This window comes from Paenibacillus sp. Y930 (assembly GCF_056786375.1).
In genome coordinates, this window is sequence record NZ_JBXCIX010000004.1 from 287056 (window position 1) to 308063 (window position 21008).

At 39.4% G+C, this 21008-nt stretch carries 24 protein-coding genes; 23 read left to right on the forward strand and 1 reads right to left on the reverse strand.

Annotated elements, in window-relative coordinates; genetic code table 11:
• Positions 1-6 precede the first annotated feature (6 nt).
• The 23 genes from spoIIIAC (at position 7) to spo0A (ending at position 20539) form a co-directional block, all read left to right on the forward strand.
• Positions 7-213, forward strand: a complete 207-nt coding sequence (gene spoIIIAC / locus AC1TO5_RS13675) for a stage III sporulation protein AC (protein ID WP_373425830.1) — start codon at positions 7-9, stop codon at positions 211-213.
• A 9-nt stretch (positions 214-222) separates the two neighbouring features.
• A complete protein-coding gene (spoIIIAD, locus tag AC1TO5_RS13680) occupies positions 223-618 on the forward strand; it encodes a stage III sporulation protein AD (protein WP_482063379.1) in 396 nt (131 codons plus the stop codon).
• A gap of 15 nt (positions 619-633) precedes the next feature.
• Positions 634-1842 (forward strand): stage III sporulation protein AE, encoded by a 1209-nt coding sequence (spoIIIAE, locus tag AC1TO5_RS13685; RefSeq protein WP_482063380.1) that lies wholly within the window; start codon positions 634-636, stop codon positions 1840-1842.
• Between the two features lie 580 nt (positions 1843-2422).
• Positions 2423-3142 carry a stage III sporulation protein AF gene (gene spoIIIAF, locus AC1TO5_RS13690; protein ID WP_482063381.1) on the forward strand — a complete coding sequence of 240 codons (720 nt, stop codon included), beginning with the start codon at positions 2423-2425 and terminating at the stop codon, positions 3140-3142.
• 29 nt (positions 3143-3171) lie between these two features.
• Positions 3172-3798 (forward strand): stage III sporulation protein AG, encoded by a 627-nt coding sequence (gene spoIIIAG, locus AC1TO5_RS13695; protein ID WP_482063382.1) that lies wholly within the window; start codon positions 3172-3174, stop codon positions 3796-3798.
• Positions 3799-3820: 22 nt separating this feature from the next.
• Positions 3821-4441 (forward strand): SpoIIIAH-like family protein, encoded by a 621-nt coding sequence (locus tag AC1TO5_RS13700; RefSeq protein ID WP_482063383.1) that lies wholly within the window; start codon positions 3821-3823, stop codon positions 4439-4441.
• Positions 4442-4598: 157 nt separating this feature from the next.
• On the forward strand, positions 4599-5090 hold the full coding sequence (gene accB, locus AC1TO5_RS13705; RefSeq protein ID WP_482063384.1) for an acetyl-CoA carboxylase biotin carboxyl carrier protein: 492 nt from the start codon (positions 4599-4601) through the stop codon (positions 5088-5090).
• 46 nt (positions 5091-5136) lie between these two features.
• A complete protein-coding gene (accC, locus tag AC1TO5_RS13710; RefSeq protein ID WP_482063385.1) occupies positions 5137-6492 on the forward strand; it encodes an acetyl-CoA carboxylase biotin carboxylase subunit in 1356 nt (451 codons plus the stop codon).
• Between the two features lie 121 nt (positions 6493-6613).
• The gene (locus tag AC1TO5_RS13715) at positions 6614-7018 is read left to right on the forward strand and encodes an Asp23/Gls24 family envelope stress response protein (RefSeq protein WP_482063386.1); all 405 of its coding nucleotides are present in this window, start codon (positions 6614-6616) and stop codon (positions 7016-7018) included.
• A 78-nt stretch (positions 7019-7096) separates the two neighbouring features.
• On the forward strand, positions 7097-7654 hold the full coding sequence (gene amaP / locus AC1TO5_RS13720) for an alkaline shock response membrane anchor protein AmaP (protein WP_482063387.1): 558 nt from the start codon (positions 7097-7099) through the stop codon (positions 7652-7654).
• Between the two features lie 13 nt (positions 7655-7667).
• A complete protein-coding gene (locus AC1TO5_RS13725) occupies positions 7668-7898 on the forward strand; it encodes a DUF2273 domain-containing protein (RefSeq protein ID WP_482063388.1) in 231 nt (76 codons plus the stop codon).
• Positions 7899-7997: 99 nt separating this feature from the next.
• A complete protein-coding gene (gene nusB / locus AC1TO5_RS13730; RefSeq protein WP_482063389.1) occupies positions 7998-8438 on the forward strand; it encodes a transcription antitermination factor NusB in 441 nt (146 codons plus the stop codon).
• 137 nt (positions 8439-8575) lie between these two features.
• A complete protein-coding gene (folD, locus tag AC1TO5_RS13735) occupies positions 8576-9430 on the forward strand; it encodes a bifunctional methylenetetrahydrofolate dehydrogenase/methenyltetrahydrofolate cyclohydrolase FolD (protein ID WP_482063390.1) in 855 nt (284 codons plus the stop codon).
• A 7-nt stretch (positions 9431-9437) separates the two neighbouring features.
• Positions 9438-10781: an exodeoxyribonuclease VII large subunit gene (gene xseA, locus AC1TO5_RS13740; RefSeq protein ID WP_482063391.1), complete on the forward strand. Its 1344-nt coding sequence runs from the start codon at positions 9438-9440 to the stop codon at positions 10779-10781.
• Positions 10782-11016: 235 nt separating this feature from the next.
• The gene (gene xseB / locus AC1TO5_RS13745) at positions 11017-11271 is read left to right on the forward strand and encodes an exodeoxyribonuclease VII small subunit (protein WP_482063392.1); all 255 of its coding nucleotides are present in this window, start codon (positions 11017-11019) and stop codon (positions 11269-11271) included.
• Positions 11272-11275: 4 nt separating this feature from the next.
• Positions 11276-12190 carry a polyprenyl synthetase family protein gene (locus AC1TO5_RS13750; RefSeq protein ID WP_482063393.1) on the forward strand — a complete coding sequence of 305 codons (915 nt, stop codon included), beginning with the start codon at positions 11276-11278 and terminating at the stop codon, positions 12188-12190.
• Positions 12191-12323: 133 nt separating this feature from the next.
• Entirely contained in the window at positions 12324-14282 is a 1959-nt protein-coding gene (dxs, locus tag AC1TO5_RS13755; RefSeq protein WP_482063394.1) for a 1-deoxy-D-xylulose-5-phosphate synthase, read from the forward strand.
• Positions 14283-14296: 14 nt separating this feature from the next.
• Positions 14297-15133, forward strand: a complete 837-nt coding sequence (locus AC1TO5_RS13760; protein WP_482063395.1) for a TlyA family RNA methyltransferase — start codon at positions 14297-14299, stop codon at positions 15131-15133.
• A gap of 144 nt (positions 15134-15277) precedes the next feature.
• A complete protein-coding gene (locus AC1TO5_RS13765) occupies positions 15278-15742 on the forward strand; it encodes a hypothetical protein (RefSeq protein ID WP_482063396.1) in 465 nt (154 codons plus the stop codon).
• Between the two features lie 21 nt (positions 15743-15763).
• Positions 15764-16216, forward strand: coding sequence for a transcriptional regulator AhrC/ArgR (gene ahrC / locus AC1TO5_RS13770; RefSeq protein ID WP_482063397.1), 453 nt, complete (start codon positions 15764-15766; stop codon positions 16214-16216).
• A 101-nt stretch (positions 16217-16317) separates the two neighbouring features.
• Positions 16318-18024, forward strand: a complete 1707-nt coding sequence (gene recN, locus AC1TO5_RS13775) for a DNA repair protein RecN (protein WP_482063398.1) — start codon at positions 16318-16320, stop codon at positions 18022-18024.
• Between the two features lie 89 nt (positions 18025-18113).
• Positions 18114-19475, forward strand: coding sequence for a SpoIVB peptidase (gene spoIVB, locus AC1TO5_RS13780; RefSeq protein ID WP_482063399.1), 1362 nt, complete (start codon positions 18114-18116; stop codon positions 19473-19475).
• Between the two features lie 248 nt (positions 19476-19723).
• Entirely contained in the window at positions 19724-20539 is an 816-nt protein-coding gene (gene spo0A / locus AC1TO5_RS13785) for a sporulation transcription factor Spo0A (protein ID WP_482063400.1), read from the forward strand.
• Positions 20540-20744: 205 nt separating this feature from the next.
• On the opposite strand, the gene AC1TO5_RS13790 is transcribed toward spo0A, so the two are convergent.
• On the reverse strand, positions 20745-21005 hold the full coding sequence (locus AC1TO5_RS13790; RefSeq protein WP_482063401.1) for a hypothetical protein: 261 nt from the start codon (positions 21003-21005) through the stop codon (positions 20745-20747).
• Between the last annotated feature and the right edge of the window lie 3 nt (positions 21006-21008).

The window sequence follows — 21008 nt, forward strand, 5'->3', positions numbered from 1 at the left end:
GGGTAGATGATAAAAATGGATGTGACAGCAATATTTCAAATTGCGGGGGTCGGCATTATTATTGCGATTATACATTCGGTATTGAAGCAAATGGGTAAAGAAGATATGGCGCATTGGGTGACGGTAATGGGTTTTGTTGTAGGATTGTTCATGGTCATCGATCTACTTGGAGAGCTATTTCAAGAAATTAAGGCGATTTTTCTATTTCAGTAGGTGAATGCTGTGGAAATCATTCAAATAGTAGGGCTTGGCTTAATAGCGACAATACTCGTCTTAGTGCTGAAAGATCAAAAGCCATTATTCGCATTTCTCATCACGTCATTTACAGGTGCTTTCATCTTTCTGCTCGTTATAGGGAAGATCGATGCGGTCATTACTGTAATGAATGAACTGGCAACGAAATCTGGAATTCCCGATGTGTACTTGAAGACGGTACTCAAAATAATTGGGATTGCTTATATCGCAGAATTTGGTGCGCAAATGGTGAGGGATGCAGGACAAGAAAATATTGCTTCGAAAATCGAGTTTGCTGGGAAAGTATTTATACTCGTCCTAGCAATACCTATTATAAATGTCATTATCGAAACATTGCTATCGTTACTTCCTACGGGAAGTTGATAGGAGGAAGACCAGATGAGAGTAGTAAGAAGCCTACTCGGATGGATGATCATGATCACAGTATTTAGCTGCTTCTCGCCAATTGTAGAAGCGAGCAGTACGCCAAATAATGAATATTCCTCCGATATGACATCTACCTGGGTTGAGGAGCAAGTTAATTCACTAGACACGAATACGATTGAACAGTATTGGGAGCAAATGGGCAAGGAATATAGTCAATATTTCCCTAATAAGCAGCTTCCTACTATTAATGAACTTATGTTCTCGGATCAAGGAAATCATTTTGAAATTAGTTCAGTCATTAAAGGACTACTAGCATACTTTGTTCAAGAAATCATTTATAACGGTAAACTTCTTATCATTATCGTAATGTTAGCAGTATTCAGTATGATGCTAGAAACACTGCAGAACGCATTTGAACGAAATGCAATTAGTAAAGTTGCTTACTCCATCGTATTTATGGTGCTCGTAACGATCGCAATTAATAGTTTCAGTGTAGCAATTGGCTATGCGAGGGAAGCGATTGAAGAGATGATCACGTTTATGCTGGCCATGATCCCTTTATTGCTCACATTGTTAGCTTCGATGGGTGGGGTGGTTACTGTATCGGTTATGCATCCCTTAATCATTTTTATGATTCATATTGTAGGAACTTTAATCTATCTTGTTGTATTTCCATTGCTGTTCTTCTCAGCAGTTTTACATATTGTTAGTGCAATGACAGATCGTTTCAAAGTAACTCAGTTAGCCAATATGTTACGCGGCATTGCAGTTACAGTTTTAGGAGTTCTACTAACGGTGTTTCTTGGAGTCATCTCCGTACAAGGAGCGACCAGTTCCATTACAGATGGGGTTGCACTTAGAACTGCGAAGTTTGTAACAGGCAATTTTGTACCCGTTGTAGGAAAGATGTTCTCAGATGCAGCGGATACTATCCTTTCAGCATCGTTGGTAGCGAAAAACGCGATTGGACTAGCAGGTGTAACTGTTCTACTCATAATTTGCGCTTTCCCTGCGATCAAAATAATTGCCCTGGCCATGATTTATCATATTGCAGGAGCGATTATGCAGCCGCTCGGAGATTCGCCGATTGCCGCCTGCCTGCAAACGATTGGTAAGACAATGCTGTATGTATTTGCAGCACTGGCAGCAGTAAGTTTAATGTTTTTCCTAGCTGTCACAATTATTATAACAGCAGGGAACGCCACCGTGATGGTGCGGTGACTGCCATATTCGCAGTCGAGTAAGCTTAGAGGTCATACATCATAATCACTAGTGATCATGATGAACTACTCAGGTCTTTGCAGAGATGTGCTGATTTGTTGGTGTATGGACATCTGTAGCGCCAAAATTGGTGTTACAAAGCGAGACTAGCAGGATATGGACATCTGTAGCGCCAATTTTGGTGTTACAGACCGAGAGTAGCACGGTATAGACATCTGTAGCGCCAAAAATGGCGTTACAGAGCGAGAAAAGCACGGTATAGACATCTGTAGCGCCAAAAAAGGCGTTACAGAGCGAGAAAAGCACGGTATAGACATCTGTAGCGCCAAAAATGGCGTTACAGAGCGAGAAAAGTGCGGTATAGACATCTGTAGCGCCAAAAATGGCGTTACAGAACGAGAGTAGCACTGTATAGACATCTGTAGCGTCAAAATTGGTGTTACAGAGCGAGAGTAGCACGGTATATACAGCTGTAGTGCCAAAAATGGTGTTACAGACCGAGACTAGCACGGTATATACAATTATGAAGAACAAAGTAGAAACGAATAATTTGAACTACCGATAAGGAGGTGAGGATAATGTGTTAGCTTGGCTTGCAGACTGGCTACAAAGTATTATTGCAGTAGTTTTGTTGGCCGTTATTGTTGAATTAGTATTACCAAACAACAAGATGCTTCGCTATTCGCGATTAGTCATTGGATTAATATTGCTACTCACGATGCTCAATCCGTTATTGAATCTCTTCCAGAAAGATTTTCACTCACAATTGGCGGCAGGCTACTCCTTATGGGATGAACAGTTTCAAGCGGATAAGTTAAATGTCCCCACGCTCGATGAAATTAACGAGCGCGCCTCACAATTGAAAGCGGATCGCGAGCAAGCATCAGAACAATTGACAATACGCGGATTAGAAGAAGCGATGAAGCAGCAATTGCTACACCAAAGTGATGCAAAGGTTCAACAGGTTTCTGTTCAATTAGGCTGGAACAAAGGCAGAGGTGCAGAGCAATCTCCATATATAGCTTCGATTACGGTTACGATTAAGCAAGAGCTAGCCGAGGATCAAGTGGAGGATGTTGCTACGCTAGAAGAGATTGTCGTGAACGATATTCAAGTACAGGTGGAAACATCTGATATTGAAGGTTCCGAAACTACAGAGCAGCAAGAAGTTGAACAATTACCAGAACTACAGCGTGGGTACTATGCAGTTCAAGATGAGCAAGCTATGCAAATCATATCCATCCTGACAGAAGGCTGGAATGTTAATGGAAATCAAATTTACGTACAAGCCAAAAGTTAGCGGTATATCAAATCGGGAGACATAAGGTGGTGAAATGGTTGAAATTTATTGAAAAGTGGTTTGGTGGCGGCCCGGGTGGAGAAAAACGAGTGAAGGTTATTCAAGGATTAGTTATCGTCGGAGCAATCGGCATATTCCTAATGCTTATTAACTCATTTTTCTCACTCGAAAAAATCGATACGGTTGACCAACAACCACCTACCGTTTCTGCTACAGAGGAAGTTTTCCGTAATGGCGATACCGCTGCTTCATCCTTTGCAACAGTTGAGGGTCCATTAGAAGAAAGACTTAAGGAGATCCTTGAGAAAATGGTTGGTGTCGGAAAAGTCAGCGTTATGGTTACGGTTGAATCTACAGAAGAAAAAGTCGTTGAGCGAAATTTGAATACGAGTGAGAGCTCGACAGAAGAAAACGATCGTAACGGCGGAACGAGACATATTACGACAGTAACCTCAGATGGACAGGTCGTATTGTATCAGGCAAGTGGCGGTCAACAGCCTCTCATTACAAAAATTATTAACCCACGCATTCGTGGAGTATTAATTGTAGCAGAAGGCGCAGAGGATGCAGCTGTACGGAAATTGATTATACAAGCTGTTGAAAAAGGAATGAATGTAGTACCGACAAGAATTTCGGTAGTGCCAAGTAAAAAATAATGATCATATGGAGGGTTTCATAATGAATACAAAAAGACAAACAATTTGGTTAGTTTCAATGCTTAGTTTGATGGTGGTATTATCCGCATACTATTTGTTCACACAAGATATTGGTGGGAAAGATCAAGTAACAGATGCTACTAATTTACAAAATGTAGCTGAAGTGAGTACGCCAGAAGATGGACTTGCGACAGAGGTATCAGGAACGAATGAGGACGGTTCTAGTTACATGATAAGTGAATTGGATCAAGAAGTTTTGCAACAATTACAAGCAGAAGGCTATTTTGAAGGTGGTGAGTTCAGTGAATTGCTTACAAAACGCGAGCAGCAATATGAGGCAGAAGAAAATCGGATTATGTCAGTTGTTGCCGATGTAAGTGTAGATGAAGCAATATCTGTCGCAGCATTCGCTGAGTTGGCACAATTGGAAGAGAAAATGGCAAAAGTAAAGCAACTTGAAGATGAACTAATGCTTACGTATGAGGTTGCTCTAGTGTCTGAAGAAATGAATGATAAATATAAAGTAGTCGTAACAAGTGATGTACTAGAGAAGAAGCAAGCTGCGCAAATTATTGATCAAGTCATTACAGTAATGGAAGTAAGACCAGAACAAGTGTCAGTAAAATTTGTTCCGAATCCATAGGGAACGGTAATCACTTCTGTTGATAACTCCAGTATGAAGTGGGTTAAATATGCTTATAATGGAGTTATCTTCAACCCTCATAAAAAAAAATTCGTCTTATCGTCTATTTGTGCTATAATATTAGACGTTATGTGAAAAATGAGGAGTGATTACGTTCATGTTTAAGTTGAGCGAGATTAAAGAAATAATCAAGCTGGTAGATCAAACATCCGTTGAAGAGCTCGAGATCGAAAATGAAGGCATGCGTCTGCATATTCGTAAACCTAGCAAATCTGAAGTGGTTACTGTTCAAACGGCTCCAGTTATGCATACATATACGCAACCAGCTGTTTCGCAGCAGTCTACTGTAAGTCAACCTGTCGTACAAGCTGAAGTAGCTCCTGTTCAAGAGGTAGCAGCTTCCGAACAGCATCACAAAATTACATCTCCAATGGTAGGAACATTCTACAGCTCACCAACACCAGATACTGCTGTGTTCGTTAAAGTTGGCGATCGAGTGAATACGAAATCAGTGGTATGTATTCTAGAAGCAATGAAGCTTATGAACGAGCTAGAAGCAGAAGTTAATGGCGAAATCGTTGAAATTTTAGTAACGAATGGCCAACTGGTTGAATTTGGTCAACCATTGTTCCTAGTGAAAGCGGACTAATCGTTTACACTACAAGAATTTAATGGTTGAAAGGGGTTCGTCATTCGTGAAATTTCAAAAAATATTAATTGCGAATCGCGGAGAAATTGCGGTTCGAATCATTCGTGCTTGTCGCGAATTAGGAATTCAAACGGTAGCCGTCTATTCAGAAGCAGATCGTGATTCATTACATGTGAAGCTGGCAGATGAGGCTTACTGCATTGGTCCAATTGCTTCTAAGGACAGCTATTTAAATCTAACAAATATTATGAGTGTTGCAACAATTACGGAATGTGATGCTATCCACCCAGGCTATGGGTTTCTGGCTGAAAACGCTGATTTTGCTGAAATTTGCGAATCATGCAATATTACATTCATCGGTCCTTCTCCTGAGGCAATTAGTAAAATGGGAGATAAAGCAGTTGCCAAGCTTACGATGAAAAGTGCTAACGTGCCAATCATTCCTGGTTCAGATGGTCTTATTGAAGATATGGATGAAGCTATTATGATTGCCCGTGACATCGGATATCCTGTCATTATTAAGGCTACAGCAGGCGGCGGTGGTAAAGGGATTCGAATTGCTGATGATGAAGATAGTTTGATTACACAAATTTCTACTGCACAACAGGAAGCTCAAAAAGCTTTCGGTAATGGCGGAGTATATTTGGAAAAATATTTGACTGGTATGAAGCATGTTGAAGTTCAAATTATGGCTGATAAGCATGGTAATGCGGTTCATCTGTTTGAACGAGATTGTTCTGTACAACGTCGTCGTCAGAAGTTGATTGAGGAAGCTCCTTGTACTACGCTTTCACCTGAACTTCGTACGAAGATGGGGCAAGCAGCCGTTCGTGCAGCACTTGCAGTTAATTATTCTGGAGCAGGAACATTAGAGTTTCTTCTAGGTCCGGACGATCAATTCTATTTCATGGAAATGAATACACGTATTCAAGTTGAACATCCTGTTACAGAGATGATCACGAATACTGATCTTATTAAAGAAATGATCTCAGTAGCTGAAGGTAATCTACTTTCTCTATCTCAAGATGATCTAAGTATAAATGGTTGGTCGATTGAATGTCGGATCAATGCAGAGGACTCTGAACGTAACTTCATGCCATCTGCAGGTCATATTTCATTCTATTTACCACCTGGAGGAAATGGTGTTCGTGTTGATAGTGCAGTATATCCTGGCTACACCATCTCACCACATTATGATTCTATGATTGCAAAACTGATTGTGTGGGCACCAACTCGTAATGAGGCGATTAGTCGTATGAAACGTGCCCTGCAGGAATTTGCAATTGATGGAATAAAGACAACTATTCCGTTCCATTTGAAAGTGCTTGAGCATGAGAAGTTCATTAGTGGCGATTTTGATATTATGTTCCTTGAGGAATATGATATTAATGGTACTGCTTAAGCCGTCAATACACTATGCAATATAGTTTGTCATAATTCTTACTGAATGTTATAGTATAGAAATAAGTAACGAAGTAAGCAGGACCTTAGGCAGGTATTGATTATTTGGAGGTGTAACCAGCATGAGTATTATTGCTGAATATGAGAAAACAGACATGGGTACAATTCAAATTGCCCCAGAAGTCATTGAAGTAATTGCGGGACTAGCAACGGTTGAAGTTGACGGTATTGCAGGTATGAGTGGTGGCTTAGCTGGTGGTATTGCTGAGCTGCTTGGGAAGAAAAACGTTGCTAAAGGCGTTAAAGTTGAAGTTGGACAAAAAGAAGCAGCAGTTGATGTTTCTGTTATTATTCAATACGGCTATAAAATTCCTGAAGTTGCAAATAATGTTCAAGAAAATATTAAACGCTCCATTGAAGTTATGACCGGACTTTCTGTTGTTGAAGTGAACGTACATGTACATGATGTTCATCTTAAACCAGATGAGAAAGTCGACAATGATGATCAAGCAAAGCGTGTAAACTAGAACAATTAACCCCCTTAGAATTGGGCAGCAGTGCTCGGTAAAGGGGGTTGATTACATTAATCGAGAGGATGAAGAACATTGATCAGAGTAGTAGACAAGCTATTGTTGTTTTTGTACAGCATTGTTATTGGAATCATCTCGGTAGTATTCGTATGTGTAGGCTTCGCTTGGATTAACGAAACACTTTCCGCTGATTTCATTGAAACGCTGTATTCCAATACTAATTATCTTATTGCGCTAGCTATTGTCGGTATCGTAATGTTCTTGATTAGTTTGCGATTTTTTGTAGTCTCACTTTCTCGCAGTACACTTTCTTCCCAATCTGTGGATCAGCGTACTGAGTATGGTGACATCCGTATCTCGATTGAAACAATGGAAAACCTTGCACTTAAAGCAGCTATGAAGATACGTGGTGTAAAAGATTTGAAAGCTAGGGTGAATGCTACAGATACGGGTATGGACATTGTGCTTCGTACTGTTGTGGACGGTGAAGTTTCTATTCCACAATTAACAGAGGAAATTCAAATCTCTGTGAAAAATTATTTGGAAGAAATTACTGGTATCCCTGTGACTAATGTATCTGTATATATAGCGAACATTATTCAAACGAATACGATTAAAAGTCGCGTAGAATAGAGGTGAGCTATCTATGTGGAAGGATTTTTGGCCTGTATATTGGAAAAGAATAATAGGTGCTAGTGTTGGTCTTTTCTTTGGTATTCTTTATTTGCTTGTTGGTTTTTGGGATATGCTATTTGTAGCATTGCTTGTAGCAGTTGGTTACTGGTTTGGAAAAGAGAAGGAATATGCTTCGCATCCACTAGCACCACTAGAACGTCTATGGCAAACTTTCTTAAAGCTATTTAAGCCGTACCGTTAGAGCTGTGGTCTGCTCCGTACTTCGGATATTAATATATTCGGGGCAGGGATGAGATCATAGATTAGATGTTGATTTTCAGCAAATTGTTGTGGAGGGCATATGAAACGTAGATTAGCGAGAGAAATGGTAGTAGCAAGTTTATATCAATTAGAGCTTAACGATGTGCAAGTGTTTGAAGCTTTAGAAATGATTATCGAAGAAATTAAAGCAGACGACGAAGTTAGTGTCAAAGTAAGTGATGATGCGACTAATGAATTTGCACGTAAGTTATTGTTAGGTGTGAATGAACATAAAGTAGCGATCGATGATTTGTTAACGACTCATTTAACAGGTTGGCAGGTTGACCGACTTTCAAAAGTTGATTTACAAATTTTACGACTTGCATGTTTTGAAATGGTATTTAGCAAAGATGCCCCACCGAAAGTAGCAGTGAACGAAGCTATCGAGCTTGCAAAGCATTTTGGTACTGAGGAATCAGGAAAATTCGTTAATGGAGTACTTGCAAGACTACTGCAAAACCTAGATTCAGAAAAAGCATAAGCTTGTCGCGAATGATGCGATAAGCTTCTTTCGTTCTAAGGCATCTATATGAAAAGTTGGAGATAAAGCTTTCGATGTACTTTTTATTAACGAGAAGTATATTAAGAATGTATATGAAAAGTTGGAGGAGATAATTTATGAGTGCACAAATTATTGACGGAAAACAGATTTCTGCTGATATTCGTGGTGAGATGGTTGATGAAGTTGCTGAATTGAAACAAAAAGGAGTAACTCCTGGCCTAGCAGTAATATTAGTTGGCGAAGATGCTGCTTCTAAAGTATATGTAGGCTCGAAAGAAAAAGCTTGCGTACAATTAGGGATGTATTCTGAAGTGCATCGTATGGCTGCTGACAGCTCGGAAGAGCAAGTGCTAACGCTTATCGATAAGCTGAATAATCAAGATTCTATTAATGGTATTCTTGTACAGTTACCTCTTCCAAAACATATTAACGAGAAAGCAATTATTGATGCGATTCGTGTAGATAAAGACGTTGATGGCTTCCATCCTGAAAGTGTTGGTAATCTAGTTATCGGTGATGATAGCTTATTGCCATGCACGCCAGCAGGCGTTATTGAATTAATTAAGCGCAGTGGAGTAGATATTGCAGGCAAGCATGCTGTTGTTATTGGGCGCAGTAATATCGTTGGTAAGCCCGTTGCAATGCTGCTGCTTCGTGAAAATGCGACAGTAACGATTTGTCACTCACGCACTGCTAATCTTGAAGAGATTGCGAAGCAAGCGGATATTTTAGTTGTTGCGATTGGACGAGCTAATGCGATTGATAGCAAATTTGTAAAACCAGGTGCGGTCGTTGTTGATGTTGGTATTAATCGACTTGATACTGGTAAATTAGCTGGAGATGCTGACTTTGAAAGCTGTAAAACTGTGGCTGGACATATAACACCAGTGCCAGGCGGCGTAGGCCCTATGACGATTACGATGTTAATGAAAAATACAATAACAGCTGCCAAAAAAGCAAACGGGATGTGAGACATTCATGAGAAATGAGCCTCATGTTTATACGATAAAGGAAGTCAATAAATATATTCGGATGGCAATGGATGTAGATCCAGTATTGTCTGATGTATGGCTTAGAGGCGAGGTATCTAACTTTACGCATCATTCAAGTGGTCATATGTATTTCACATTGAAGGATAAGGACAGTCGTATCAAATGTGTAATGTTTGCTTCTCATAATGCCAAAATGAAATTTATACCGCGAGAAGGGACGAAAGTTCTAGCTCGCGGTACCATTTCAGTATTTGAGCGAGATGGTGCATACCAGTTTTATGCGAATGCGATGCAGCCTGATGGTCTTGGTAGCTTGTATCTTGCATATGAACAATTGAAAGCTCGATTAGAAGAGGAGGGATTGTTTGCACAGACACGCAAACGAGCACTTCCTCTTTTTCCTAAGAGCATCGGCATCATTACTTCGCCAACTGGCGCAGCAGTTCGAGACATCATTACTACGATACAACGTCGTTATCCGGTAGCGAATATGTTAATAGCACCTGTACAAGTGCAGGGGGAATTAGCAGCTCCATCGATTGTTAAAGCAATCCAAATGATGAATGAAGCTTCGCAATGCGATGTAATAATTGTCGGACGCGGTGGCGGTTCACTTGAAGAGCTATGGGCATTTAACGAAGAAGTGGTTGTAAGAGCGATCGCTACTTCTCGTATACCGATTATTAGTGCAGTTGGGCATGAAACAGACTTCACGATTTCTGATTTTGTTGCTGATGTTCGTGCAGCTACTCCAACGGCTGCTGCGGAACTAGCGGTCCCTCATGTTAAAGAACTGAATGCTATCGTTACAAGACATAATGAAAAGCTTCATTATGCGATGAATACGAAGCTAGAAAGACTGACGGAGAGACTTCGTAGAGCGCAGCAAGCTCCGACATTTATCCAACCCAAAAGATTCTTTCTACAACAAGCAGAAAGAGTAGACTATTTGCAAACGGGACTTAAAGTGAATTTGCGAAAACAATTGGATAGTCATAAACTTAAGCTGTCCGCACAAGAAAGCAAGCTAGCTCGACTACATCCAGAACATCGGATTAAGCTATTAGCACGGAATGTAAATGTGTTAAGAAATCAATTAGATGATCAGATGAAGCGTGTACTTGATGGGAAAAAGATACAAATTATTACGAATATGAAGCAATTAGATGCACTAAGTCCACTTAAAGTAATGGCCCGTGGCTATAGCTTGACCTATACAGATAATGAACAACTGTTGAAAAATATAGATCAGGTTAAAGTTGGGAATCATATTGAAGTGAGATTAGCGGATGGAACATTGAATTGTGAAGTTCAGCAAATTAATAGATGATGTTCAAAAAGCGGACTTTGATAACGAAGTTATACAAGGTGCTTAATCGGCATCGCATCTGAAGTGAATTTTGGTAGTCCGGTACGCATGTACCAAGTACGTACATTTACGTTTCCTCCTACCTAAAATTGACTTCACCTGCTCGATTCTGAAAGCCCGCTTTTTGAACTTGCACTAATAGTTAGTGAAAAAGGACGTTACTGGAATAAGTGAAAAGTCTTGGGAGGGATTCATAATGGTTAAAAAGCAAGAGCAGGAGCAAAGCTTTGAACAGGCATTAGAGCGCCTTGAAACGATAGTCGCACAACTGGAAAATGGTGATGTGCCACTAGAGCAAGCGATTGAATTATATCAAGAAGGTATGTTGCTTTCTAATCTTTGTAACGGTAAATTAAAGCAAGTGGAAGCAAAAATAGAAATGCTGATTGAAACGGACAATGGTACAGAGACGAAACCATTTCCAACTGCTCAATTAGAAAAAGGAGAGTAGTCTAGTGAATGACTCAATTACGATACAAGAGCATGTGAATACAATAGCAAAACAAGTTGGTCAGCAACTTCTATTGTCACTTAACGTACTGGAAGGAGCCCCTTCTACTCTTATAGAGGCGATGGAGTATTCACTAACGGCTGGGGGTAAACGTATTCGTCCTTACCTCGTATTGGCATCTGCTTATGCGATTCGCGGCGAAGCCGACATCTATGAAAAAGCATATGGTGCTGCATGCGCAATTGAGTATATACATACCTATTCACTAATTCATGACGATCTACCTGCAATGGATAATGATGATTTTCGTCGTGGTAAGCCAACCAATCATAAAGTTTATGGTGAGGCAATGGCTATTTTAGCTGGTGATGCTTTACTTACGCAAAGCTTTGGTTTTGTGACGGACATGGCCAAAAAAGGTTATATTAGTGCTGCGGTCGCAATAGATATCATTGATGATCTCGTTAAGTATGCTGGTGCAAAAGGGATGGTTGGTGGACAAGTGGCTGATATTCAAGGAGAACAAGGGATAACCTCGATTACTCAGCTTGAATATATCCATGAACATAAGACAAGTGATCTTATCGTTTGTTCTGTACTTGCAGGTGCAAGAACTGCTGGTGCTAGTGCGTTCCAGATTGAAAAACTAGAATTATACGGTAGAAATATCGGATTAGCTTTTCAAATTCAAGATGATATTCTTGATGTCGTTGGAGATGTACAAAAGCTTGGCAAGCCGGTTCATAGTGATATTGAGCAACAAAAAGTGACTTATCCTTATCTATTAGGATTAGACGAAAGTATTGCTCTTGTTCAGAGGCTTACCGAGCAAGCGAAGACAGCGATTATTGAAGCTAACTTACAGCAACCGAGTCAGTTGCTTGAAATCGCAGATTACTTAGTACATAGAGAGTCTTAATAGAGGAAGTTCAAAACATCCACTTGTGATCACGATGATATGCAAACGTAGCTTAGTCGGCGGCGAATAGGTAGCATAACAGTTACATTTCTGAGCTGCAATTAGGCAGTATTCGATGTATGTGTTATAATATATGGTAATGATTAAAGGGATTGGGTTCACAATCTTTTTTGAAGGCGAGGAAAGCAATGTGCTTTTAGAACATGTAGATGGCCCCGAGGATTTGAAGCATTTATCTATAGACCAATTAGAACAATTGGCGGAAGAAATTCGTCAATTTTTAATTAGTCAATTATCTATTACTGGTGGTCATCTCGCTCCAAATCTTGGAGTTGTTGAACTTACTCTAGCAATGCATTATTTATTTGACAGTCCTAACGATAAATTTATTTTTGATGTTGGACATCAGTCATACGTTCACAAAATTATTACTGGTCGTAAAGATCAATTTGATACATTACGGAAATATAAAGGTTTATGTGGGTTTGTAAAACGCAACGAAAGTGAACATGATGTGTGGGAAGCTGGACATAGCAGTACCTCACTATCTGCAGCGATTGGTATGGCAATGGCACGCGACTTTAAAGGCGAAGATAATCGCGTTGTTGCAATGATCGGTGATGGTGCTTTAACTGGTGGTATGGCACTCGAAGCATTGAATCATATTGGCCATGAGAAGCGTAAATTGATCGTTATTTTGAATGATAATGAAATGTCAATTGCTCCTAATGTTGGTGCACTCCATCAGTATTTAAGCAAGATTCGTACTGGTCGCCAATATCAGAAAGCTAAGGAAGAGGTTAATCAATTGCTCAATAGGATTCCTGCCATTGGTGGGAAGCTTGCTGAAACGGTAGGAAGATTCAAGGATAGCTTGAAATACCTATTAGTGAGCGGCATTCTTTTTGAACAATTTGGGTTATCTTACCTTGGACCTGTTGATGGGCATGATATGGAAGCATTATTAGAAACATTGAAGCAAGCCGATAACATCAATGGTCCTGTACTAGTACATGTCATTACGACAAAAGGTAAAGGCTATAAGCCTGCTGAAAATGATTCTCATACATGGCATGGTGCATCTCCTTATAAGATTGAATCAGGAAAAATGGTCAAAGCAGTTGGACCACCAATGTATACTAAAATTTTCGGTGATGTATTAATTGAGTTAGCTGAAAACGATGATCGTATTGTTGCGGTAACACCAGCAATGCCAGGCGGTTCAGGCTTACTTGATTTTGCAAAACGTTTCCCAACTCGAATGATTGATGTCGGGATTGCCGAGCAGCATGCAGCTACAATGGCAGCAGCACTTGCAATTGAAGGAATGAAGCCTGTCTTTGCAGTGTATTCTACGTTCTTGCAACGTGCCTATGATCAAGTCGTTCATGATATTTGTCGTCAAAATCTTAATGTAATTTTTGCTATTGACCGAGCTGGATTTGTTGGACCGGACGGGGAAACTCATCAAGGCGTGTACGATATACCTTTCTTACGTCATGTACCAAATATCGTTATTATGATGCCTAAAGATGAGAATGAACTACGTCAAATGATGAAAACAGCTGTTGAATATAATGATGGACCGATTGCTATAAGATATCCGCGTATTAATGTTGAAGGTGTTGAGCTACTGCCGGAACTAACAACGCTTCCGATTGGATCTTGGGAAGTGCTGAAAGAGGGAGAATCTGAATTCGCAATATTGGCGCTTGGTCCAATGATTAAAGTTGCGAAGGAAGCAGCAGAGCAGTTGAAACGCGAAGGTATCGATGTTGAGATTATTAATGCTCGTTTTGTTAAGCCGTTGGATCATGAAATGCTTCAGCGACTAGCCAAACAACATAAAAAACTTATTGTTATTGAAGAAAGTGCTGAACTAGGCGGACTAGGAAGCGCAATTCTTGAACATTATTCGCAACAACATATTGATGATATGGTTATTCGTCTGATGGGTATACCTGATCTATTTGTTGAGCATGGAAGTATTGCTGAGCAACGAGATGAGATTGGGTTGAATGCTACAAGCGTTATAAAAGTCGTTCAAGATATGTTGCCAAAGCGTAAGAAAAGTGCTAATTTGCACAATTGATAGGTAGGGATACAATGACAGCAGTTCCAAAGGAACGGATAGATGTATTACTTGTTGAGCTTGGTTACTTTGATAGTCGTGAGAAGGCTAAGAAAGCTTTAATGGCTGGACTTGTCCTTGTCGACGAAGAACCAGTTGATAAAGCTGGTATGAAAGTTGCTCGTTCTTCTGCTATTAAAGTAAAAGGCTCGATACATCCGTATGTTAGTCGAGGCGGTTTGAAATTAGAAAAAGCAATTAAAAGCTTTGAACTAAATATGCAAGATGTAACGATGCTTGATATTGGAGCCTCAACGGGTGGATTTACAGATTGTGCTCTACAGCACGGAGCTTCTTATGTGTATGCAATAGATGTTGGGTATAATCAATTGGACTGGTCACTTCGCCAGCATGAGCAGGTCAATGTAATGGAAAGAACGAATTTTCGTTATCTAACTGTAGATGAATTACAAGGTCCGAAGCCGAATTTTGCGAGCATTGATGTATCATTCATCTCATTGAAACATATTATGCCCACCTTATCTACATTATTCCCAGTTGGCTCTTCAGTAGTTGCACTAATTAAACCACAATTCGAAGCCGGTCGTGAAAAAGTCGGTAAATTAGGTGTTGTGCGTGAGCCAAGTGTTCATAAAGAAGTATTAGTAAAAGTGCTTAGTATGGCTAATGAGATCGGCTACTCACTTAAAAACTTGACGTTTTCTCCGATTACAGGCGGTGAAGGAAATATTGAGTTTCTAGCCCAGTGGACTTGGGAGAATACTCCTAACAGTGAAGAAGTACCTCTTGATCGTATTGAAGAAATCGTACGAGAAGCCAATGAAACATTTAAAGTAAGTTCAAAAAAATAATATACTCCAAGAAGGATGCTAATCGGTAATTATTTATCGTGAGGCATCTTTTCTCTTTACAGGTAGTTAGTCATTAAGATAAACTGTGAATAGAAACAAACGTTCTATTTCATGAAGTTTGGTGAAGGTTAGGAGGAGTTTTAGTTGGCGCCATACGGTGAATGGTTTATTATGATTGTTGCTTCAATTGTATTATTACTCATTGCTTATCGTTGGTTTTATCGGTGGCTACATACTCCTCAAACAATGTCTAGAATTAAGCTAGGCAAAGGTGGTACGATCAAAGAAGATGATCCTAATGTTATATTTCTAAGGAAAAAAGGATATATCGTCATATCTGGACGGCATACGATCCCGATTGCGATTGAGTTAGACGATGTTGTATTGGATAAGGCATCCAATGTATATGTAGACTACGTTGTCGAGAGAAAAAGTCATATGTACCTTGTAAAGTATGAGCGGGAGCGGCATCCGATGGAGTGGACAAATAATGAAATACGTGATCGATTATTGATGTATTCGTTATTAGTTCCTAACATGTCGGGAATAATATATATTAATTATCGAGAAGGAACGCTAAGGAAGATCGCGTTTCATTTCATTGAATAATTCGGAATAGGGGTCTTAAATGTGAAAGGTATAAGACAGTTTAGAATAAAAGAAATTATTACAGATCGAGATGTAGAGACACAGGAAGAATTAGTAGCGGCATTACGCCAAAGTGGCATGCAGGTTACGCAAGCGACAGTTTCTAGAGATATTAAAGAGCTAATGCTTATCAAAATTCTTTCGTCATCTGGAGGCTACAAATATGCAATGCCCGGCGAAAGTCAAAAGCCCAATCCCATTCATAAGCTGCGCAGAGCATTACAGGACCATTTTACACATATTGATTTCTCGGATAATCTTGTCGTAATGAAATGTTTACCTGGTACTGCAAATACGATTGCTGCATTAATTGATGCATTAGATAATTCCGATATTATGGGTACAATTTCTGGTGATGATACCATTCTTATTATTTGTAGATCAAGTACGCAAAGTCAGATTGTAGTTGAGCGCTTTATAGAAATGCTGAATTAATATATTCAATAATAAGTTATATCTTATGCTTACGAAGTTACTTTTTATTTACAAAGAAGCTTATTTATTATCTAATAAAAAGTTTTAGGAGGCGTATGTTCATGCTACATGAACTTTCTATTCGCAACTTAGCAGTTATTGAAGAGGCAAGTGTACAGTTTCATAATGGTTTTCATGTTTTAACAGGTGAAACAGGAGCAGGTAAATCTATATTGATTGATGCATTAAGCTTAGTTGTTGGTGGTCGTGGCTCTGTCGATATGGTGCGGTATGGCTGCGATAAATCAGAAGTTGAAGCGATGTTTGATTTGTCATACGAACATCCTGTTTGGTCAAAATTAGCAGCTCTAGGTATTCAACATGATGCCAATGAAATGCTAATTGTTCGTCGTGAGCTAAGTTCAACTGGTAAAAGTAGTAGTCGCGTTAACGGTCAGCTGGTGACAATTACGATGCTGCGAGAAATTGGTGAAAGCCTTGTTAATATTCATGGTCAGCATGAACATCAATCACTTCTCAAAAACGAGCAGCATCTGGAATGGCTAGATATGTATGGCAGTGCAAGTTTGCTGAATAATAAAAAGGCTTATGCACAACAATATGAACAATTATTACTTATTCGCTCACAATTACATGAATTAGAAAATACTTCTCGGCACAATGTTCAGATGCATGATTTGTATTTGTTCCAAATTGAAGAGATCAGTGCAGCCAAATTAAAACCAGGTGAAGATGAAGAGCTATTAGAGCAACGAAAGATGCTAATGTATGCTGAAAAACGTACTTCATCTGTAAAAGAAGCATATGGTCATCTGAATGATGGACAAGGGCTAGAAGCGTTAAGTCGAGCAATTAATCGCTTAACGGATATTGTTAGCTATGATGAATCTGCACTAGCTCCGATGCTAGAACAGCTGCAAACTGCCTATTATGGTGCGGAGGATGTGATGTACCAGCTTCGGAGTTATCGTGATGGAATTGAAACAGATCCAGAGCAGCTTACTAATGTGGAGGATCGACTTGATCTCATTCGTACATTGAAGCGTAAATATGGTGAGAGCATCGAAGAAATTATTGCTTATTTAGCAAAAATTACTGATGAACGTGATAAGATGGAAAATCGTGATGAACGATTACAGCAATTGAAGGATCAAGAAGAAACGGAATATAAGCAAGCTTACGTTTTGGCAGAGCAGCTATCTATTTTGCGTAAGGAAGCCGCAATTAAGCTTTCTAATGAAATTAAAGATCAGCTTACTGGATTACAAATGGGTGCAGCCAAATTCAAAGTTGAAATTAATCATGCCCTGCAGGATGCTGAAGAACGTATACGCTTAAGTGCTACTGGACTTGATCATGCTGTGTTTATGATGAGTACGAACCCAGGGGAGCCGTTGAAGCCGTTACATAAGGTAGCATCAGGAGGGGAAATGTCGCGTATTATGTTGGCATTGAAATCTATATTTGCGCAAATAGACCAAATTCCTGTACTTATATTTGACGAGGTGGATACGGGTGTAAGTGGACGTGCCGCACAAGCGATTGCTGAAAAATTATCATCACTAGCAGAGAATTGTCAAGTTTTCTCGATTAGTCATTTACCGCAGGTTGCGTGTATGGCCGACCATCATTATGAAATACGTAAGCAATTTGTTGGAGAGCGAACGTATACTTCGGTTACACAACTGATTGGCGATGAACGGATTAATGAATTGGCTCGTATGCTCGGTGGCGTAGAAATAACAGAAAAAACGAAACATCATGCTCAAGAAATGTTAGATTTGGCTCTAGGCTTGAAAGGTGCGTAATGAAAGGAAATTTGGGAATGTTTTTGTGGTCATAAAACTTGTCGCTCGGGGTAACTTATAGGTACGCCATTGGCGATCTACCTATCGTCATGAGATGGAATGACAGGAGCGTGAAAAGATTGGACCCAAAGCAACCTAGACGTATTTTTGGACTAATTCTTGTAATTATGGTTGGTTTAGTCGGGATTTCTACACCGATGCAACAGATTGTAGCTTTTCCCGATGAACTCAGGCTATTTACTGGGCAATTAAAAAACGTACAGTATAGTGCACCTGTGCACGCTCAGCTTACGGTCGATCCAGAAATACTGCAAGTGAACGGTTCAACAGAATCTTCATTATCAGTGAGTTTGAAAGAACCGTTATCATTACACTCTTATCAAATTGGTCAAACTCAGATGAAAGTGAAATTATTTGGTAAAATCCCATTCAAAACAGTCAAAGTAGACGTTGTCCCTGATCTTAAAGTTGTACCTGGTGGGCAAACGATCGGAGTAAAAGTGAATTCAGCAGGTGTATTGGTCGTTGGTCATCATCAAGTTTCTGATGAGACTAATGAAAAACAATCTCCTGGTGAAGTAGCAGGTCTTCGATTAGGTGATCTTATCGTTGCCATTAACAAGGATAAAGTAAGTAATGTAAAGCAGTTAGGCGAATTATGTGAAAAGTATAGCTCTAACAAAAAGCCATTAAACATTACATTTATTCGTAATGGAAAATCGATGCAAACGAAGCTTAAACCAATTTATGATATGGGTGATCAAGCTTGGAGAATAGGACTTTATATTCGTGATTCTGCTGCTGGTGTAGGAACATTAACTTTCTACGCACCGGATCAAGGTGTTTATGGGGCATTAGGACATGTTATTACAGATATGGATACAGGAACTCCGATCACAGTTGGAGATGGAGAAATATTGCAATCAAGTGTAACATCGATTAATAAAAGTCAAAATGGTGATCCCGGTGAAAAACGTGCGATCTTTGTGAAAGAGAAAAGAATTTTAGGTAGTATTGAACGTAATACTCCATTTGGAATTTTTGGTAAGATGAATGAGATGCCTACGCATAGCTTTAATAGTGCTGCCATTCCGGTTGCCTTTGCAGAGGATGTAAAGGAAGGACCTGCACAAATATTGACTGTGTTGAATGGACAAAAGGTTGAGCGATTTGATATTGAAGTTGTTCATGTTGCTAAGCAGTCAGCTCCTGCAACAAAGGGTATGGTGCTTAAGATTACCGATGAACGCTTAATTAGTAAAACAGGTGGAATCGTGCAAGGGATGTCTGGTAGTCCTATTATTCAAGATGGGAAATTAATTGGAGCAGTTACACATGTATTTGTTAATGATCCTACTTCAGGATATGGTTGTTTCATTGAATGGATGCTCCAGGACGCAGGAGTATTATTACATTCTGAAACTGAGCAAGCACAAAATATTGCTTCATAACGATAAAAAGGTCACCATTACATTGAAACATGTAAGGTGGCCTTCTCTTTAATGAGAGTAGCTAATCTTGGTAGCTCATGTCGAATTACTTCGAAGTATGTAGTCAAATATTTATTATATCGAAATACTGAAAAAAAATAAAGAAAAATGATTTTCGACAGAAGGAAATCATATTCATATGTCGAAACTGTAGTTAAGACAGAAAAAATTGACTCGACATTCATATAATTTATAGGGAGGCTTACATCTTGCAAAAGATTGACGTTTTATTGGCAGATGACAACCGAGAATTTACTAACTTGTTATCGGAATTTATTTCTGAACAAAGTGATATGAATGTGTGTGGAGTAGCATTTAATGGAGATGAAGTATTAAGACATTTGGAGAGTGCTAGAAAGTTACCAGATGTATTAATTCTCGATATTATTATGCCTCATTTGGACGGATTAGGAGTACTTGAGAAGATTAGAGAAATGGATCTTAATCCTATGCCCAAAATAATTATGTTGACGGCATTCGGTCAAGAAAATATCACGCAAAAAGCTGTACAATTAGGGGCATCATATTACATACTGAAACCGTTCGATATGGATATGCTTTCTAATCGCATTAGACAATTGGTTGGTGTTCCATCTAGTTCTATGAGTTCTTCAACCTTCAATTCAAGTATGTTTATGAGTAGATCGAACGTAGTTCCGATGGGTAAAGGCAAAAATCTTGATGCTAATATTACAAGTATTATCCATGAAATCGGCGTTCCAGCACATATTAAAGGCTATCAATACTTACGTGAAGCAATTACGATGGTATATAACAATATTGAAATTCTTGGTTCTATTACAAAAACCTTGTATCCAGCAATCGCTGAAAAATTCAAAACGACACCATCTCGTGTTGAAAGAGCAATAAGACACGCGATTGAAGTCGCTTGGACTCGTGGCAACATCGACAGCATTAGCCACCTATTCGGCTACACCGTGAATATTAGCAAATCTAAGCCAACCAATAGCGAATTTATCGCAATGGTGGCAGATAAGCTTAGAATAGAGCATAAGGTCAGCTGAACGCTAGAGCCGTAAGGAATTACGAGGATTTTTACCGTTGAATTTACGAAGAATTTATCGGAATGGTGCGAAAAGGTTCCGACAAACTAGATGCGCGCCATTCCTACTAGCAACGTAAAACGTATTGCGATAAATTGGACGAGTTATTCGGACTACGCCTATACTATAACGTAATACATAAATGAAAACAAGAAGAGCCTTCGGATCAAACCGACGGCTCTTTCGTTATTTCTTCGTTAATGTTCACTACCTCAACGTATGGGAACATCTTCGCGTGTACCTCTCGCATCTTGCTTAACATTTCCGTTAGCGCTGCGAATACTGCAAAGGTTAATACTCCAGTAATCCAAAACGGTAACGCCGTACTAAAACTAAACTCATCGCCGATAAGCGATCCGTAATAAAAACCACCAATAGCTCCAGCAAATAACCCAATAAAAGCGACCCACTTCAATAACTCTACCATTCG

What these genes read in the sequence shown, in the direction of transcription:
- spoIIIAC (WP_373425830.1), top strand. Translation starts at nt 7, where the DNA reads ATGATAAAAATGGATGTGACAGCAATATTTCAAATTGCGGGGGTCGGC.
- spoIIIAE (WP_482063380.1), top strand. Translation starts at nt 634, where the DNA reads ATGAGAGTAGTAAGAAGCCTACTCGGATGGATGATCATGATCACAGTA.
- AC1TO5_RS13700 (WP_482063383.1), top strand. Translation starts at nt 3,821, where the DNA reads ATGAATACAAAAAGACAAACAATTTGGTTAGTTTCAATGCTTAGTTTG.
- accB (WP_482063384.1), top strand. Translation starts at nt 4,599, where the DNA reads ATGTTTAAGTTGAGCGAGATTAAAGAAATAATCAAGCTGGTAGATCAA.
- AC1TO5_RS13715 (WP_482063386.1), top strand. Translation starts at nt 6,614, where the DNA reads ATGAGTATTATTGCTGAATATGAGAAAACAGACATGGGTACAATTCAA.
- AC1TO5_RS13725 (WP_482063388.1), top strand. Translation starts at nt 7,668, where the DNA reads ATGTGGAAGGATTTTTGGCCTGTATATTGGAAAAGAATAATAGGTGCT.
- nusB (WP_482063389.1), top strand. Translation starts at nt 7,998, where the DNA reads ATGAAACGTAGATTAGCGAGAGAAATGGTAGTAGCAAGTTTATATCAA.
- folD (WP_482063390.1), top strand. Translation starts at nt 8,576, where the DNA reads ATGAGTGCACAAATTATTGACGGAAAACAGATTTCTGCTGATATTCGT.
- xseA (WP_482063391.1), top strand. Translation starts at nt 9,438, where the DNA reads ATGAGAAATGAGCCTCATGTTTATACGATAAAGGAAGTCAATAAATAT.
- xseB (WP_482063392.1), top strand. Translation starts at nt 11,017, where the DNA reads ATGGTTAAAAAGCAAGAGCAGGAGCAAAGCTTTGAACAGGCATTAGAG.
- dxs (WP_482063394.1), top strand. Translation starts at nt 12,324, where the DNA reads ATGGTAATGATTAAAGGGATTGGGTTCACAATCTTTTTTGAAGGCGAG.
- AC1TO5_RS13760 (WP_482063395.1), top strand. Translation starts at nt 14,297, where the DNA reads ATGACAGCAGTTCCAAAGGAACGGATAGATGTATTACTTGTTGAGCTT.
- recN (WP_482063398.1), top strand. Translation starts at nt 16,318, where the DNA reads ATGCTACATGAACTTTCTATTCGCAACTTAGCAGTTATTGAAGAGGCA.
- spoIVB (WP_482063399.1), top strand. Translation starts at nt 18,114, where the DNA reads ATGAGATGGAATGACAGGAGCGTGAAAAGATTGGACCCAAAGCAACCT.
- AC1TO5_RS13790 (WP_482063401.1), bottom strand. Translation starts at nt 21,005, where the DNA reads ATGGTAGAGTTATTGAAGTGGGTCGCTTTTATTGGGTTATTTGCTGGA.